16 protein-coding genes are annotated in these 16584 nt (G+C 64.0%); 14 read left to right on the top strand and 2 right to left on the bottom strand.

Features of this window, described 5'->3' with window-relative positions; translation table 11 throughout:
* Positions 1–6 precede the first annotated feature (6 nt).
* Complete coding sequence (locus U4Y90_RS00970; protein WP_321791284.1) at positions 7–987, bottom strand: DMT family transporter; 981 nt, start codon at positions 985–987, stop codon at positions 7–9.
* Positions 988–1199: 212 nt separating this feature from the next.
* Between U4Y90_RS00970 and guaB the strand changes: the two genes are divergently transcribed.
* From guaB to guaA, 3 genes are all read left to right on the top strand, one after another.
* Entirely contained in the window at positions 1200–2660 is a 1461-nt protein-coding gene (gene guaB, locus U4Y90_RS00965) for an IMP dehydrogenase (RefSeq protein WP_321791282.1), read from the top strand.
* Positions 2661–2675: 15 nt separating this feature from the next.
* A complete protein-coding gene (locus U4Y90_RS00960; protein ID WP_321791281.1) occupies positions 2676–3503 on the top strand; it encodes a hypothetical protein in 828 nt (275 codons plus the stop codon).
* 166 nt (positions 3504–3669) lie between these two features.
* Positions 3670–5253 (top strand): glutamine-hydrolyzing GMP synthase, encoded by a 1584-nt coding sequence (gene guaA, locus U4Y90_RS00955; RefSeq protein WP_321791279.1) that lies wholly within the window; start codon positions 3670–3672, stop codon positions 5251–5253.
* A 345-nt stretch (positions 5254–5598) separates the two neighbouring features.
* Here guaA and U4Y90_RS00950 read toward each other — a convergent pair whose 3' ends face one another.
* Positions 5599–6408: an alpha/beta hydrolase gene (locus tag U4Y90_RS00950; protein WP_321791277.1), complete on the bottom strand. Its 810-nt coding sequence runs from the start codon at positions 6406–6408 to the stop codon at positions 5599–5601.
* Between the two features lie 142 nt (positions 6409–6550).
* On the opposite strand from U4Y90_RS00950, the gene thpR reads away from it, so the two are divergent.
* The 11 genes from thpR (at position 6551) to U4Y90_RS00895 (ending at position 16285) form a co-directional block, all read left to right on the top strand.
* Entirely contained in the window at positions 6551–7126 is a 576-nt protein-coding gene (gene thpR / locus U4Y90_RS00945) for an RNA 2',3'-cyclic phosphodiesterase (RefSeq protein ID WP_321791275.1), read from the top strand.
* A 91-nt stretch (positions 7127–7217) separates the two neighbouring features.
* Positions 7218–7781, top strand: coding sequence for a D-alanyl-D-alanine dipeptidase (ddpX, locus tag U4Y90_RS00940; protein WP_321791273.1), 564 nt, complete (start codon positions 7218–7220; stop codon positions 7779–7781).
* A 63-nt stretch (positions 7782–7844) separates the two neighbouring features.
* Positions 7845–9413 carry an ABC transporter substrate-binding protein gene (locus tag U4Y90_RS00935; RefSeq protein ID WP_321792532.1) on the top strand — a complete coding sequence of 523 codons (1569 nt, stop codon included), beginning with the start codon at positions 7845–7847 and terminating at the stop codon, positions 9411–9413.
* A gap of 71 nt (positions 9414–9484) precedes the next feature.
* Entirely contained in the window at positions 9485–10459 is a 975-nt protein-coding gene (locus tag U4Y90_RS00930; protein ID WP_321792530.1) for an ABC transporter permease, read from the top strand.
* Between the two features lie 18 nt (positions 10460–10477).
* On the top strand, positions 10478–11416 hold the full coding sequence (gene nikC, locus U4Y90_RS00925) for a nickel transporter permease (protein ID WP_321791271.1): 939 nt from the start codon (positions 10478–10480) through the stop codon (positions 11414–11416).
* A 1-nt stretch (position 11417) separates the two neighbouring features.
* The gene (locus tag U4Y90_RS00920) at positions 11418–12278 is read left to right on the top strand and encodes an ABC transporter ATP-binding protein (RefSeq protein WP_321791268.1); all 861 of its coding nucleotides are present in this window, start codon (positions 11418–11420) and stop codon (positions 12276–12278) included.
* Entirely contained in the window at positions 12275–13033 is a 759-nt protein-coding gene (locus tag U4Y90_RS00915) for an ABC transporter ATP-binding protein (protein WP_321791266.1), read from the top strand. The genes U4Y90_RS00920 and U4Y90_RS00915 overlap by 4 nt, the downstream gene beginning before the upstream one ends.
* A 277-nt stretch (positions 13034–13310) precedes the next feature.
* Positions 13311–13703: a DUF1992 domain-containing protein gene (locus U4Y90_RS00910; protein ID WP_321791264.1), complete on the top strand. Its 393-nt coding sequence runs from the start codon at positions 13311–13313 to the stop codon at positions 13701–13703.
* A gap of 5 nt (positions 13704–13708) precedes the next feature.
* Entirely contained in the window at positions 13709–14320 is a 612-nt protein-coding gene (gene tadA, locus U4Y90_RS00905; protein WP_321792528.1) for a tRNA adenosine(34) deaminase TadA, read from the top strand.
* Positions 14314–15237, top strand: coding sequence for a muramoyltetrapeptide carboxypeptidase (gene ldcA, locus U4Y90_RS00900; protein WP_321792526.1), 924 nt, complete (start codon positions 14314–14316; stop codon positions 15235–15237). The genes tadA and ldcA overlap by 7 nt, the downstream gene beginning before the upstream one ends.
* Positions 15238–15538: 301 nt before the next feature.
* Positions 15539–16285: a GntR family transcriptional regulator gene (locus tag U4Y90_RS00895; RefSeq protein ID WP_321791262.1), complete on the top strand. Its 747-nt coding sequence runs from the start codon at positions 15539–15541 to the stop codon at positions 16283–16285.
* Positions 16286–16584: the final 299 nt, after the last annotated feature.

Genomic DNA, 16584 nt, shown 5'->3' with positions numbered 1-16584 from the left:
GACGGTTCAGTGCGCGGGCGCTTCCTTCGCCGCGACGGGCGCGGGCTCCAGCGTGTGTTGTCTGACCGACCAGATCACGCCGACGAGCAGCAGCACGATCGCGAGCACTTCGGGGAAGCGCGGCCAGCGGCCGTCGTAGACGAAGGCGTAGAGCAGGGCGAAGAGCGTCTCGAAGACGATCATCTGGCCCGACAGCGTGAGCGGCAGCCGTTTTGCCGCCGCGTTCCACAGCATGTTGCCGAGCCACGAGCCGCCCGTCGCCAGCGCAAAACACAGAATCCAGAAAAAGTGCCAACGCGTCGCCGGCACGCTCGCCTGCACCGTCCCCGCCGGCAGCATCCAGAGGAACGCGCCGAGCGCGAGACCGAGCAGGCCCGTCACGATGCCCCAGAGCACGGACCACTCGTTGCCGTCGAAATGGCGATTCGATTGCAGATAGCGCGCGTTGACGACCGCGTACCAGGTCCACGAGGCTAACGCGCCGAGCGCGCACGCCAGTCCGGCGAGGCGCGTGAGCACGCTCGTCGCGTGATCGCTGTCGCCGGAGGGGGAGAGTACGTCGCTGAACACGTCGAGGTTGATACATGCGATGCCGGCCAGCACCAGCAGCAATGGACCGATGAGCCGCCTGAGATCGACCGCGCCGTGATCGCGCCGGCCCGCGAGCGTGACGGTCACGGGCAGAATTCCAACGATCAGCGACGAAGGCGCGACCCCCACGAGCTGCACCGCGCTCGCAAGCAGCATGTAGTAGAGCAGGTTGCCGACCAGCGCGAGCTTCACGAGGGCGATGAAATCCGCGCGGGTGAGCTTGGCTGCGAGCCGTCGGGCGAACGGCAGCGCGACCGCGAGCGACACGGCGCCGTACATCAGATAGCGTCCGACGGAGAGCGTCAGCGGCGAAAAATCGGGCAGGAGCCGTGGCGCGAGAAAGATGAAACCCCAGATCGCTCCCGCCGCCATTCCATACATCACACCGCGCTGCATCGCCCGACTCCTGCCGTAATTTCAGTTGACGGCGCGAAGCGTAGCACGCGGCCCCGGGCGTCCGTCTTGTCGAAAACTGCAACGGCCGGTGCGCCCGGGCGGCGGCCGCAAACGGCCCGGAATTTGCGGCGGAATCGGCTAAGCTGCTGTTCGGGCAGTGAAAATGCAGGGAACTATCGGTATAATCTGCTTTTGCGCCCATAGGATTTGCCATGCGTCTGATCCAGAAAGCACTCACGTTCGATGACGTGCTCCTCGTGCCCGCCTTCTCCAGCGTTCTCCCGCGCGACACCAGCCTGAAATCCCAGCTGACTCGCAATATTTCCCTGAACATGCCTCTCGTGTCTGCCGCCATGGACACGGTCACCGAAGGCCGGCTCGCCATCGCGATGGCGCAGATGGGCGGCATCGGCATCGTCCACAAGAATCTCACCGCCAAGGAACAGGCTCGCGAAGTCGCGAAAGTGAAGCGCTTCGAGTCGGGCGTCGTGCGCGATCCGATCACGATTCCGCCGCAAATGCGCGTGCGCGACGTGATTGCACTGACGCAACAGCACGGCATTTCAGGGTTCCCGGTGGTCGAGGGCGCGCAACTGATCGGCATCGTCACCAACCGCGACCTGCGCTTCGAGGAGCGTCTGGACGAGCCGGTGCGCAACATCATGACGCCGCGCGAACGTCTCGTGACGGTCAAGGAAGGCACCTCGCTCGCCGAGGCGAAGGCGCTGATGCACAGCCATCGCCTGGAGCGCGTGCTCGTCGTCAACGACGCATTCGAACTGCGCGGCCTGATGACGGTGAAGGACATCACCAAGCAGACCGAAAACCCGGACGCCTGCAAGGACGAAGACGGCAAGCTGCGTGTGGGCGCAGCCGTGGGCGTCGGTGCGGACAACGAAGAACGCGTCGACCTGCTGGCGCAGGCGGGCGTCGACGTGATCGTCGTCGATACCGCGCATGGTCATAGCCAGGGCGTGCTGGAGCGCGTGCGCTGGGTCAAGCAGAACTACCCGCACGTGCAGGTCATCGGCGGCAATATCGCGACGGCGGCGGCCGCCAAGGCGCTCGTCGAGTACGGCGCGGACGCGGTGAAGGTCGGCATCGGCCCGGGCTCGATCTGCACGACGCGTATCGTCGCGGGTGTCGGCGTGCCGCAGATCACGGCGATCGCCAATGTCTCCGAAGCGCTGCGCGGCACCGGCGTGCCGGTCGTCGCGGACGGCGGCGTGCGCTTCTCGGGTGACGTCTCCAAGGCGCTCGCAGCGGGCGCGAATGTCGTCATGATGGGCAGCATGCTCGCGGGCACGGAAGAATCCCCGGGCGACGTGTTCCTGTATCAGGGGCGTCAGTACAAGTCGTATCGCGGCATGGGCTCGGTCGGCGCGATGAAGGACGGCGCGGCGGACCGCTACTTCCAGGACAACTCGGCGAACATCGACAAGCTCGTGCCGGAAGGCATCGAAGGCCGCGTGGCCTACAAGGGCTCGGTCAACGCGATCCTGTTCCAGATCGTGGGCGGCGTGCGCGCGAGCATGGGTTACTGCGGCTGCCGCACTATCGCCGAGTTGCACGAGAAGGCAGAGTTCGTCCAGATCACGGCGGCCGGCATGCGCGAGTCGCATGTGCACGACGTGCAGATCACGAAGGAAGCGCCCAACTATCACGTCGACTAATCTAGCGGACAGACCATGAAACCGTTGCTGCGGGTCGTGCTCGTCATCAACGCCCTGATTTTTCTGGCGTTCGGCCTGCTGTTTTTGCTGACGCCGTGGGCGGGCTTGTACGGCGCGCTGCAACTGGACGCGATCCGCGTGCAGCCCGCGCTTGCCGGGCAGTTGCTCGGCATCGCGCTCATCGGTCTGTCCTGGCTTGCGTTTCACGCAGCCGTCGACGGCGCGTTGACGGCTCGCGCAGCGCGCGTCTCGGGCCACGTGCAATGGCTCTCGGGCGTCGTCGTGCTGGTCTGGCTGCTCGGACTGCACACACCGCAGATCGATAGTCTCGGACAGATCAGCGCGGCAGTGGTCGGCGCCGTGCTGCTCGTGCTCGGTCTGGGCAGCGTCAGACTGTCGTCGGCGGTGCGGCGACGCGAACGCGCGGCGCTTGCCGGCGCGGCATCCGCGCAGCGGGCGGAAAAGAAGGCGGCGCAAAAGCGCGAGGATGTTCGCGCGAGCGCCTCGCCATCGCCAACCCGCGTCGAGCCGATCGAGACCGCGGTTCGTCCCGCGGCGCGCGCGCCGGAAGCGACAGCCTTTGATCCGGTTTCGGGCCGCGCGATCGATTCCACGGGGCGTCCGCTTGATTCCGGGTCACTGATTGCATCGGCCGCGGTGCGCGCGCATCCGGACGGCGCCGTCGATCCGGTCACGGGCGGCACGCTCGACCCGCTGACGGGCCGTGCGATCGATCCGGTCACCGGCAAGCGCATCGAGCCCGTCATCAGCGGTGAAATCGATCCGGTGACGGGTCGGAGAGTCGATCCGCTCGCGCCGGACGCGAGCCGCGCACCACGTTGAGCGCGAATTGCATGCGGCGCGCCACGCACGCGCAGCAACGGAAATACGCAGCACACGCACGGTCGGCCTTTGCGCCGGCCGTCGATTTATTGGCGGGCGCGGGGCGCAATGTCGCGTCCCGGCCGCACAGACATCACATTCGTTCACTTAGCCTTTGGCCGCAGCCATGCACGACAAAATCCTGATTCTCGATTTCGGCTCCCAAGTCACCCAGCTGATCGCCCGGCGCATCCGTGAGGCGCACGTCTATTCGGAGATCCATCCGTACGACGTCGACGAGACGTTCATCCGTGAATTCGCACCGAAGGGCATCATCCTGTCGGGTGGCCCGAATTCGGTCACCGAGGCGAAGTCGCCGCGCGCCCCGCAGATCGTCTTCGATCTCGGCGTGCCGGTGCTCGGCATCTGCTACGGCATGCAGACGATGGCCGACCAGCTCGGCGGCAAGGTCGAGCTCGGCAACGTGCGCGAATTCGGCTATGCGGAAGTGCAGGCGCTGAATCACACGGGCTTTCTGGAGGGCATCGAGGACTTCAAGAGCGCGCAGAGCGAGTCGATGCTCAAGGTGTGGATGAGCCACGGCGACAAGGTCGTCGACCTCCCCGCGGGGTTCAAGCTGATGGCTTCGACGCCGTCGTGCCCGATCGCCGCGATGGCCGACGACGACCGCCGCTTCTACGGCCTGCAATGGCATCCGGAAGTGACGCACACGGTGCAGGGCCGCGCGATGCTCGACCGCTTCGTGCTGGAACTGTGTGGCGCGAACGCGGATTGGGAGATGGGTCATTACATCGACGAGGCGGTGGAGAAGATCCGCGCGCAGGTCGGCAATGAGCACGTCATTCTCGGTTTGTCGGGCGGCGTGGATTCGTCGGTGGCGGCGGCGCTGTTGCATCGCGCGATCGGCGATCAACTGACGTGCGTGTTCGTCGATCACGGTCTGCTGCGTCAGAACGAAGCGGAGCAGGTGATGTCGACGTTCGCGGATCATCTGGGCGTGAAGGTGATTCATGTCGATGCGAGCGGGGAATTCCTGCAGAAGCTCGCGGGTGTCACGGACCCCGAGGCGAAGCGCAAGATCATCGGCGCGGAGTTCGTCGAGGTGTTCCACAAGGAATCGGACAAGCTCACCGATGCGAAGTGGCTCGCGCAGGGCACGATCTATCCGGACGTGATCGAATCGGCGGGCAAGGGCAAGAAGGGCGCGCACACGATCAAGAGCCATCACAACGTCGGTGGCTTGCCGGAGACGCTGAATCTCAAGCTGCTGGAGCCGTTGCGCGAGCTCTTCAAGGACGAAGTGCGCGAACTCGGCGTGAAACTCGGACTGCCGCACGCGATGGTGTATCGCCATCCGTTCCCCGGCCCGGGCCTCGGCGTGCGGATTCTCGGCGAAGTGAAGCGCGAATTCGCGGATCTGCTGCGTCGCGCCGATGCGATCTTCATCGAGACGCTGCGCAATACGATCGACAAGGAAACGGGCAAGTCCTGGTACGACCTGACGAGCCAGGCCTTCGCGGTGTTCCTGCCGGTGAAGAGCGTGGGCGTGATGGGGGATGGCCGCACCTACGAGTACGTCGTCGCGCTGCGCGCCGTGCAGACGCTCGACTTCATGACCGCGCATTGGGCGCATCTGCCGCACGAACTGCTCGGGCATGTATCCAATCGCATCATCAACGAGGTGCGCGGGATCAACCGGGTGGTGTATGACATCTCGGGCAAACCGCCCGCGACGATCGAGTGGGAGTGAGCGCCATTCGGGTAGGGAGCGCAAAGGCTCGCACGTGACTGGAGCATTTTTGCATCACGACGTGATCGCCTGCCGCTGGCGTCACGTCGCACAGGCGAAAATCGCATTTCTGCGGACGTAAGGGCCTTGTGGTCATGGGCAATTCGAGCGCGAGCGGTACCCACTTCACGATCAAGGTGAACAACACGCCACCCGTTGAGATACCGGTCGCGATCCCCTACACCGCAATGCGCGCCCAGGCGATTCCGAATGTTCCGCATATCCTGGTCTGCGGCGGACCGTTCATAACCAGGCGACGATCATTCCGGTGACGATCGGCGATGCGGGCGGCTCGATTGTGCGGCGTCACGTCCGGGACCGTACTGACCGCTTCCCGGAGCGCGAACGAAGAATATTGCTGATTGCCTGTGCCAAACCGCCGGGATTATCGTAGGCGATCATGTGCTCGGCATTGGCGACCAGTTCCACGGCGCAACCCGCTCGTTCAAATCGGGCGATGTCATCTCCCGTTGCCGAATCGGACAGAATCACGCCCTTGATCCTATTCAGATTTGCCAGATCGCTAAGCCAGTCTTCGGCATTATCATCGAGCGCCGATCTTGCCCATTGATATATGGCATACGGCGACGCAACGGAGAATGGACCCAGCCACGCCTCATTGGTGCCTTGGGCTTTCAATTGCGCCAGTAAATCCGAAAAGCCTTCATCGACGAATTGTTCCGCCGACATCGAAGCAGTCTCCGATAGCATCGCGATTCCGTAGTCGGTCAATCCGGGCTCGCATAAAATGAGCTTGTTGACCTCGATGGAAACGCGCTGCGCCAGTTTCAACGCAATGAACGCCCCGGCGCTGTGACCGAATATATTCACCGCGGAGAAACCCTGTTGAACGATGAGTTTCGACAGGACGTCAGCCTGCGCATCGGACGTATAGTGTCCGTCCTGCGGCTTGTCGCTGAACCCCGATCCCATGAGATCGACGAGCTGCGATCTGCATCCGGAGTAAGAGCCGGAGTTGACGACCGGCGGATAATCGCTGCTGGATGCACAGCCCAGGCCGTGGATATAAACTAGCGGTTCGTAACTGCCGGTCTCAGAATATAGGTCGATATAGCGGAGGACGTTTCCTCTGTCGTCTGCGGCAAATACGTTCATCGTTATCCTTGAGTCGCGGAGCGTTGCGAGTCGCATGCGGGGCGCGCGAATCTGTTGGCCAACGCAAGATTCGAAGTCCGCGCCAATCGATAGTACACCGATCGATGGCGCCGCGAATGCGTCGTCGCCCGAAGGCAAGGACATGGACGACGATCAGACCGAACGCAGCGGGCAACCGCGCCCCACCGAGTCGCTCTTTTTTGCGTTATATCCCGACGCACCCACCGCCGCGCGCATCGCCGAACTGGCGGCGCGGCTGCGCATCGAACACAAGCTGAAGGCGAAGCCGATTCCAGCCGATCGCCTTCACATCACCCTGCATTATCTCGGAGCCTTCTCTGGCGTTCCCGCCGATGTGACCGCGCAGGCGCGCGCCGCAGGTTCCCGGGTCGCGTTGCCGCCCGTCGATGTGACACTCGAGCGGATCGAAAGCTTTTCTGGCCGCCGCGCGAAACGCCCGCTGGTTCTTTCCGGAGAAGTCACCGAATCGCTCGGCGCGCTCGAACACACCCTCGGGGCCTTGCTCGATACCGCCGGGATTCCGCCGAGACGCCATCCCCGTTTCTCGCCGCATGTGACCTTGCTCTACGACGGCCACCGTATCGCGCGCCAGTCCGTCGAACCCGTCGCATGGACCGCGCGCGAGTTCGCGCTCGTGCGCAGCCTGCTCGGCAAATCGCAATACGAAGTCCTCGCGCGCTGGCCACTCGTGCCGTGAACCGCCGCAACTACCCGAAATAAAGGGTTTCGCGGATTTTTCTAACGCGTTAAGGTGCGTGTATCGGAATGAATCGATGCGAAACGCCTACATGACCCGATCCCGCCTGCTGCCTGTCACGCCCGAAACCCACCACGTCCAGATCGATCTCGTCTACGCGACCGATCGCAATTTCACCGGCAAGCCGATCTACAAGGCGCAGCACTGCCTGTTGCTGGAGCCTGCCGAAGCGGCGTTGCGCAAAGCCGTCGACATCGCGACGAGCATCGGCATGACGCTCAGGATTTTCGACGCCTATCGGCCGCCGCAAGCGCAAAAAGTGCTGTGGGACTTTCTGCCCGATCCGAACTTCATCGCCGAGCTCGGACGCGGCTCGAACCATAGCCGCGGCACGGCGGTGGACCTGACGCTCGTCGACAGCCATGGCAACGAGCTCGACATGGGCACCGGTTTCGATGCGATGGTCGTCGAATCCGAGCACTTCCACTTCGGCTTGCCCGAGCACGTGCAACGCAACCGCACGCTGTTGCTCGGCGTGATGCACGGCGCGGGCTTCACGCATATCAAAAGCGAGTGGTGGCACTACGAATTGCCAGGCTCGCGCGAACTTGCTCTGATCGACAACGAAGAAAGCGGCCCGCTGCGGCTGATGTGAACCCCTGATCTGATCCCGATACCCACTGGACGACCACACATGAAAAAGGCATTGGCAGCGGTCATGCTCGCATCGGCGCTGACGGCATTTGCAGGCCTGCCAAGTGCGCAAGCCGCCACGCCGAAAGACATGTTCGTCATGGCGACGCTGCTCGATGAATTCACCTCGCTCGATCCCGGGGAGATCTACGAACTGGTGCCCGAGGAATATGTCGCGAACACCTATGACCGGCTCGTGCGCGTCGATCTGAAAGACCCGTCGAAATTCAATGGCGACGTCGCCGAGTCCTGGACCGTGAGTCAGGACGGCCTCACGTTCACCTTCAAGATCCGGCCCGGCCTCAAGTTCCACTCGGGCAACCCGCTGACGGCCGATGACGTCGCCTGGTCGATCCAGCGCACCGCGCTGCTCGACAAGGGCGCGGCGGCCGTGCTCGCGGGCATCGGCCTGACGAAGGCCAACGCCGCGCAGAACGTGAAGAAGATCGACGACACGACCGTCTCCGTCACGACCGACCAACGCTACGCGCCGACTTTCGTGCTGAACGTGCTCGGGTCGTGGCCGGCGTCGGTGGTGGATCGCAAGCTCGCCGAGTCGCACGCGAAGGGCAACGACTACGGCAACGAGTGGCTGAAGACCAACGAGGCCGGCTCGGGCGCGTACAAGCTCGTGAAGTGGACAGCGAACGACAGCATCGTGCTGCAGCGCTTCGAGGGTTATCGCATGCCGCTCGCGATGAAGCGCATCGTGCTGCGTCATGTGACGGAAGCGGCGAGCCAGCGTCTGATGATCCAGAACGGCGACATCGACGTCGCGCGCGATCTCTCCCCCGACGATCTCGACACGCTCTCGAAGAACGGCGTCATCAAGGCGACGGCGATCCCGCAGGCGACGCTCATGTATCTCGGCCTCAACAACAAGAACCCGAACCTCGCGAAGCCGGAAGTCTGGGAAGCGATGAAGTGGCTGATCGACTATCAGGGCATCCAGAAGAATGTGATCCGAACGACCTACAAGGTTCACGAAACGTTTCTGCCTGAAGGCTTTCTCGGCGCGCTGAACGAAAACCCGTATCACCAGGACGTCGCGAAGGCGAAGGCGTTGCTCGCGAAGGCGGGGCTGGCGAACGGCTTCACCGTGAAAATGGACGTGCGCAACGACTACCCGTACAGCGAAATCGCGCAGGCCGTGCAGGCGAATCTCGCGCTCGCCAACATCAAGGTGCAACTCGTGCCGAGCGACAACAAGCAGACGCTCGGACGTTATCGCGCGCGGGCGCACGACATCTATATCGGCGAGTGGTCGGCGGATTACATCGATCCGCACAGCAACGCGCAGGGCTTCGTGTGGAACCCGGATAACTCGGATGCATCGAGCTACAAGATGCTCGCGTGGCGCAACGCCTGGGACATTCCGCAGTTGACGAAGGAAACCAATGCCGCGCTCGCCGAAAGCGATACGAAGAAGCGCGCGCAGATGTACGAGAAGATGCAGCGCGAAGTGCTCGCGAAGTCGCCGTTCGTGATCATGTTCCAGAAGGTGTCGCAGGTGGCGGCGCGTCCCGGCGTGACAGGCCTCGAAGTCGGGCCCATCAACGATCTCGTGTCGTACCGCAACATCAAGAAGCAGTGAGCACGGTCACGCTCATCGGATCGCGGCATCGGGGCGTGCGCATCGCGCTTGCGCTCGCGCGCTGGATCGCGATGCTCGCCATCACGTTCACGGGCCTGCTCGCGATCACGTTCTTCATTGGCCGAAGGATCCCGATCGATCCGGTGCTCGCGATACTCGGCGACCGCGCGTCCGCGGCGGCCTACGCGGCCGCGCGCCTGCGGCTCGGGCTCGACAAGCCGCTCATCGAGCAATTCCTGATCTATGCGCGCGATGTGCTGCACGGTAATCTCGGCATCTCGCTCCTGACCGCGAATCCGGTCATCGACGACATCAGGCGCGTCTTTCCTGCGACGCTCGAACTCGCGACGCTTTCGACCTTCACCGGCGTCGCGATCGGCGTGCCGCTGGGCGTCGCGGCGGCGGTGAAGCACAATCGCATCGTCGATCACATCGCGCGCGTGATCGGACTCGCGGGAAGCTCGGTGCCGGTGTTCTGGCTCGCGCTGATGGGCTTGCTGCTCTTCTACGCGCGGCTGCATTGGGTGTCGGGGCCGGGGCGCATCGATCCGGTCTACGACGGCATGGTCGACACGCGCACCGGCAGCTTGCTGATCGACTCGGCGATCGCCGGCGAATGGGATGTCTTCCGCAACGCGTTTTCGCATATCGCGTTGCCCGCGGGCGTGCTCGCGTTCTATTCGATCGCGTATCTGTCGCGCATGACGCGCTCCTTCATGCTCGAACAACTGAGCCAGGAATACGTGACGACCGCGCGCGCGAAAGGCCTGAGCGAGCGCCGCGTGATCTGGCGGCATGCGTTCGGCAATATCGCGGTGCCGCTCCTGACGGTGATCGCGCTCGCGTACAGCTATCTGCTCGAAGGTTCCGTGCTGACGGAGATCGTGTTCGCATGGCCGGGCATCGGATCGTATCTGACGGGCGCGCTGCTCAACGCCGACATGAACGCAGTGCTCGGCAGCACACTCGTGATCGGCGCGACCTTCATCGCGCTGAATCTTTTGACCGATGCGCTCTATCGCGTGTTCGACCCGCGCGCGCGCTGACATGGAGGACTCTCTCGGATGCAATCGCCCGCGGAGCGCACGCCGATGAAGCATGCGCGAAGGCCATGGCGAGCGTGGCTGCTCACCGATACGCCCGCGTCGCCGCGTCAGGCGGCGCTCGGCCGCGCGTATCGGCGTTGGCGGCGCTTTTCGTCGAATCCCTTGAGCGTGTTCGGGCTCGCGATCCTGCTGCTGCTGATCGTGGTCGCGGCGTTCGGGCCGATGCTCGTCACGCAGGATCCGCTGCAGCAAGTGCTCGCCGAACGTCTGACGCCGCCGGGCGCGGCGCACTGGTTCGGCACCGATCAGCTCGGCCGCGACATTCTCTCCCGGCTCGTGCACGGCTCGCGTCTCACGCTGGCGATCGCGGTGCTCGTCGTCGTGCTCGTCGTGCCGGTCGGGCTTCTGATCGGCACGGCGGCGGGTTACTGCGGCGGCATCGTCGATACGGTGTTGATGCGCATCACCGATGTCGCGCTCGCCTTCCCGAAGATCGTGCTCGCGCTCGCGTTCGCCGCGGCGCTCGGGCCGGGCGTACTCAACGCGGTGATCGCGCTGTCGATTACCGCATGGCCGCCGTATGCGCGTCTCGCGCGCGCCGAGTCGCTGCGGCTCGCACAGGCCGATTACATCCACGCGGCGCGTCTGCAAGGCGCGTCGCATCTGCGTATTCTGCTGCGCTATATCGTGCCGCTGTGCTCGTCGTCGGTGATCGTGCGCGCGACGCTCGACATGGCGGGCATCATTCTCGCCGTCGCGGGTCTCGGGTTCCTCGGACTGGGCGCGCAGCCGCCCAGCCCGGAATGGGGCTACATGGTCGCGGCGGGCCGCAACGTGCTGCTCGACGCCTGGTGGGTCGCGACGATTCCCGGCCTCGCGATTCTCGCGGTGAGCCTTGCCTTCAACCTGCTCGGCGACGGTCTGCGCGACGTCTTCGATCCGCGCCATGGCGGCTGACATGTCCGATGCGCTGGCGCAGATCGACGAACTGGAAGTGGCCTTCGCCGGTCATGACGGCGTGCTCGTGCCCGCCGTGCGCGGCGTTTCGCTGACGGTGCGGCGCGGCGAGCGGCTCGGCATCGTCGGAGAATCGGGATCGGGCAAATCGCTGACCGGACGAGCGCTCCTCGGACTCTTGCCGCCCGAGGCGGCATGGTCGGCGCGGGCGCTGCGCTTCGAAGGGCAGGACTTGCTCGCGATGCGCCCGAACGAGCGCCGGCGTCTTTGCGGCACGCGCATGAGCATGATCCTGCAGGACCCGAAATACTCGCTCAATCCGGTGATGACCGTCGCGCAGCAGATGCGTGAAACCTTCGTGCGGCAAGACGTGAAAGAGAGCCGGCGCGCGCTTCGCGAGCGCATCGTCGCGGCGCTGGAGGCGGTGCATATCCGCGATCCTCAACGCGTCGCGGATGCGTATCCGCACGAGCTTTCGGGCGGCATGGGCCAGCGCGTGATGATCGCGATGATGGTGTCGGCCGGTCCGCGTCTTCTGATCGCCGACGAACCCACGAGCGCGCTAGACGTCCTCGTGTCGATGCAGGTGCTCTCCGTGCTCGACGAGATGATCGAGCGCCACGACACCGGGCTCGTATTCATCAGCCACGACTTGCCGCTCGTGATGTCGTTCTGCGACCGCGTCGCGGTGATGTACGGCGGGCGCGTCGTCGAGACCTGCGCCGCGCGCGATCTCGTACACGCGACGCATCCTTACACGCGCGGCCTGCTCGAAGCGAATCCGCCGCTCGACGATCCGCCCGACGAATTGCCGACGTTGCGCCGCGATCCGGCCTGGCTCGACCAAAGGGATCCGCGATGATCGAGATCGAGCGCGCGCTCATTCGATTCAAATCGAAGACCGGCCACATCGATGCCGTGCGCGACGTGTCGTTGCGCGTGGAGGAGGGCGAGGTCTTCGGGCTCGTCGGGGAATCGGGCAGCGGCAAGTCCACGCTTTTGCGCGCGCTCGCCGGGCTGACGCCGCTCGCGGGCGGCAGCATACGCACCGGTTCGCGCGCCGTGAGTCGCGACGTGCAGATGGTGTTTCAGGATCCGTACGGCGCGTTGCATCCGCGCTTCACCGTCGACAAGACCTTGCGCGAGCCCCTCGCGATCAACGGCATCGGCGACGAAGACGCGCGCATCCTCGACGCGCTCGCCGAAGTCGGTCTCGGTCCGGCGTTTCGCTTTCGCTATCCGCATCAGTTGTCCGGCGGACAGCGGCAGCGCGTGTCGATCGCGCGGGCGCTGATCGTCGAGCCGCGCGTGCTCTTGCTCGACGAGCCGACTTCCGCGCTCGATGTCTCCGTGCAGGCCGAAATCCTGAACCTGCTGCGCCGTTTGCATCGCGAGCGCCGACTGACGATGCTTCTCGTGAGCCACAATCTCGCGGTGATCGGCTTTCTGTGTCAGCGCGTCGCGGTGATGCGCAATGGCGAGATCGTCGAGCAACTGGGCGTCGACGCGGTGCGTTCGCGCGACGTCGCCCACGAATACACGCGGCGGCTTCTGCGCGCGACCGAAGGCTACACGCGCCAGAGCGGGGCGCGCACCACGCCCGAGCAGGGCGCTTAGTCATCGTACAAGCACAATTGTTGTGACGCAGTCAACGATTGTTGCGCAAACGACGCATAAGCATCGCGATAAGCCCGGTATACGGTGGTGCGCGGCGAACGCGCGCGCGTGCGGTGAAAACCACTCCGTAGCCGCTGATAGAATAGCCACTGGATTGTCGAGACGTGCCGAACAACGCGCGAGCGTGGTCTTCCGGCTGCCTTCCGACTTCGAGCTAACCAACGGAAATCGTGACAGACCGCGCCCGTTCGCGGGTGAAAGCCGGTCGTAATCCCCGATGAAATTGCTAGATGCTTTGGTCGAACAGCGGATCAACGAAGCCGCTGCGCGTGGCGAGTTCAACAACCTGCCGGGCGCGGGCGCACCGCTCAACTTCGACGACGACGTCCTCGTACCCGAGGAAGTGCGTGTCGCCAATCGTATCCTCAAGAACGCGGGCTTCGTCCCGCCTGCTGTCGAACAGCTTCGCGCGCTGCGCGGGCTCCAGGAAGAGTTCGACAAGGTGACCGACCCCGCGGCCCGTTGCCAGTTGCAAGCCAAGATGCTCGCGCTCGACATGGCGCTCGAATCGCTGCGCGGCGGCGGTTGCGTACCGCACGAGTATCGCCGGCGCATCGCGGAGCGGCTGTCGGAGCGCGCGCAATCGCGCGTGGCCGTGGAAGCCAAGTGATCGGAATGTCGGACGCGCCCGAACCCGCGCCCAGCGCTTGCATTGCCGATCCTTCGATCGAACGCGATCGTCGCTTCATGGCGCTCGCGCAACGCGCCGCAGACGAAGCCCGTCGCGCGGGCGAAGTGCCCGTGGGCGCGGTGATCGTGCTCGACGACGAAGTCATCGCGACCGGCTTCAATCATCCGATCCGCGGACACGATCCGTCCGCGCACGCCGAAATGGCCGCCCTGCGGGCCGCCGCCGCGAAACTCCAGAATTACCGTTTGCCGGGCTGCGAGCTCTATGTGACGCTCGAACCCTGCCTGATGTGCGCGGGCGCGATCATGCATGCGCGCATCGCACGCGTCGTCTTCGGCGCGACGGACCCGAAAACGGGCGCGTGCGGCAGTGTCGTCGACATGTTCGCGAATGCGCAACTGAACCATCACACGACAGTCACGGGCGGCGTGCTCGCCGACGAATGCGGCCACGCGCTGAAAAATTTCTTCGCCGAGCGGCGCCGGCTCGCGCGGGAAGAACGCGACGCGCGCCGCGCGCGCGAAGCCGGGCACGCCACCGCCGCCGAATCCTCCGATCCCTCCGGTCCAATAACGAATCCAACGACAACATCGTGAAATCACGCACCATCGACCTCGTCGCGCCTTCTGGCTATCCGCATGATCCGGCAGCTGTCGAGCGCGGTCTCGGGCGATTGCGCAGGGAAGGGCATCGCCTCGAAAACGTCGACGCGACGCGGCGGCGCTTCCAGCGCTTCGGCGGCACCGATGCCGAACGCGCAGCCGACCTCAACCGACTCGCGGATCCGTCGCGCCCGTTGCCTGACATCGTACTTGCGGTGCGCGGCGGCTACGGCGCGTCGCGAATCTTGCACGGGCTCGACTATCTCGGGTTGCGCAGGCTCGCAGACCAGCCGGTCGCGATGGTCGGTCACAGCGATTTCACGGCGATCCAGTGCGCGCTTTTTGCGCACGCCGGCGTGAAGAGCTTCGGCGGCCCGATGTTAGCAGGCGATTTCGGCGCGGAAGAGCTGAGTTCGTTCACGATGAAGCATTTCTGGAACGCGATTTCCCATGCGAGCTTCACGGTGACGAGCAGCACGCCGCAACGCGAGAGCATCGACGCGACCGGTATGCTGTGGGGCGGCAATCTGGCGATTCTGGCTTCGCTCGTCGGCACGCCGTATCTGCCGCCGGTCGAAGGCGGGATTCTGTACATCGAGGATGTGAACGAGCATCCGTTTCGCATCGAGCGGATGATGTATCAACTGCATCAGTCCGGCGTACTCGGACGGCAGCAGGCTATCGTGATGGGCGAATTCTCCGGCGGCCGCCTCTCAGACTACGACAATGGATTTTCGCTCGACACGATGATCGAACAGATCAGGTCGGTGACGGGTATTCCGGTGGTGACCGGGCTGCAGTTCGGGCATGTCGAGAATCTGTTGACGCTGCCTTTCGGCGCAACGGCCCACCTCGTCGCAACCGAGCGCGGATTTTCGCTGAAGCTCTCCGATTACCCGCATCTGGCTTGAATTGGCAGCAGTGAGGCGCTCAATTGAGCGCCTGATTTTGTTCGCTAATTTGCAACTAACGGTCTGATTACGCTCCTCCATCCGCCGAAATGCGACCAGCAGGCTCGGCGCCGCGTATTGTCAACAAAAAAGTGCTGGCAATGCTGACAAAAACTTGTGAAATTCGCGCTAAGCCTTATCGATACTGGGAAACGGACGAGACGAGCGGCCCGGATTTGATCATCGGGCCGCAATTTTTAAAATGAATTGTTGACAATCTTTATGTCGATTCTAAGATGCTTAACATGCAAGCGAGCACATCATGTCCGACACCAAGCGTAGTGCTGCATCGAATGCTTCAGATTCCGCTCCGAACGGTGCGAATGCCGAGTCGATCGCCGAGAACATCCGCGCCGCGATCCTCGAGCATCGCCTTGCGCCGGGAGCCAAGCTGACCGAAGCGCAGCTATGCGACGTGTTCGCCGTGAAGCGCGGCACGGTTCGCCAGGCGCTCGCGCAATTGTCGAACGAAAGGCTCGTCGATCTGGAGCCGAATCGCGGTGCATTCGTCGCGAGTCCGTCGTTGCAGGAAGTGCACGAAGTGTTCGAAATGCGCCGCATCATCGAACTGGCGGTGGTCGACCGAATCGCGCAGGGACACGGCGTGCGCCGGCTGAAGTCGATCAGCGCGACGATCGGAAGAGAGCGCCGCGCCTTCGAAAGCCATGATTTTTCATCGTGGATCCGGCTTTCCGGCGAGTTCCATACCGAGCTTGCGGCGCTCACCGGCAACACGGTGCTGTGCGAATGTTTGTCGGGACTCGTCGCACGCTCGACGCTGATTTCGGCGCTCTATGAATCGCTCGGCAAGAGTTCGTGCTCGTTCGAGGATCACGAAGAGATTCTCGCGGCGCTCGATACCGGCGACGCGGCCAAAGCCGGCGTCCTGATGGCGCAGCATCTTCGCGATGTCGAATTGAAGATGCTCGAGCGGCCGGCGCGTGGCGCGGTCGATCTGAAGGAAGTATTCACGAGGCCCGCCGATCGCGAAAAGGCGCTGGATACGTAAGTCGTCGTAATAGGGCAGATTGCAGAATCTGCCATCGGCTTAATCAAGCAGGACTAAATAACTGGAGACCGTGCCCCGCGCGCCGCGCCGGGCACGCGGAGAGTCGCACGCGCGAAAAATGCGCAGCGTGCATCGCATCGAACAGGACGCTCATGTGAGCGTGAAATGAAAGCCGCCGCAGGGCGGGCGCGCCGGGCCAATGCCTCGCGCGCTCTCGGCCTCAAGCCCCGGGGCGACAACGCAAATCCCAAGAATGCCGTGCGGATCCGACACTTTCGATCCGTCAGCGAAGGCATCCG

Source organism: Caballeronia sp. J97, assembly GCF_905220305.1.
Lineage (GTDB): Bacteria > Pseudomonadota > Gammaproteobacteria > Burkholderiales > Burkholderiaceae > Caballeronia.
Note: the sequence above shows the minus strand (reverse complement) of the source record. Positions and strands in the feature narration are given on the sequence as shown.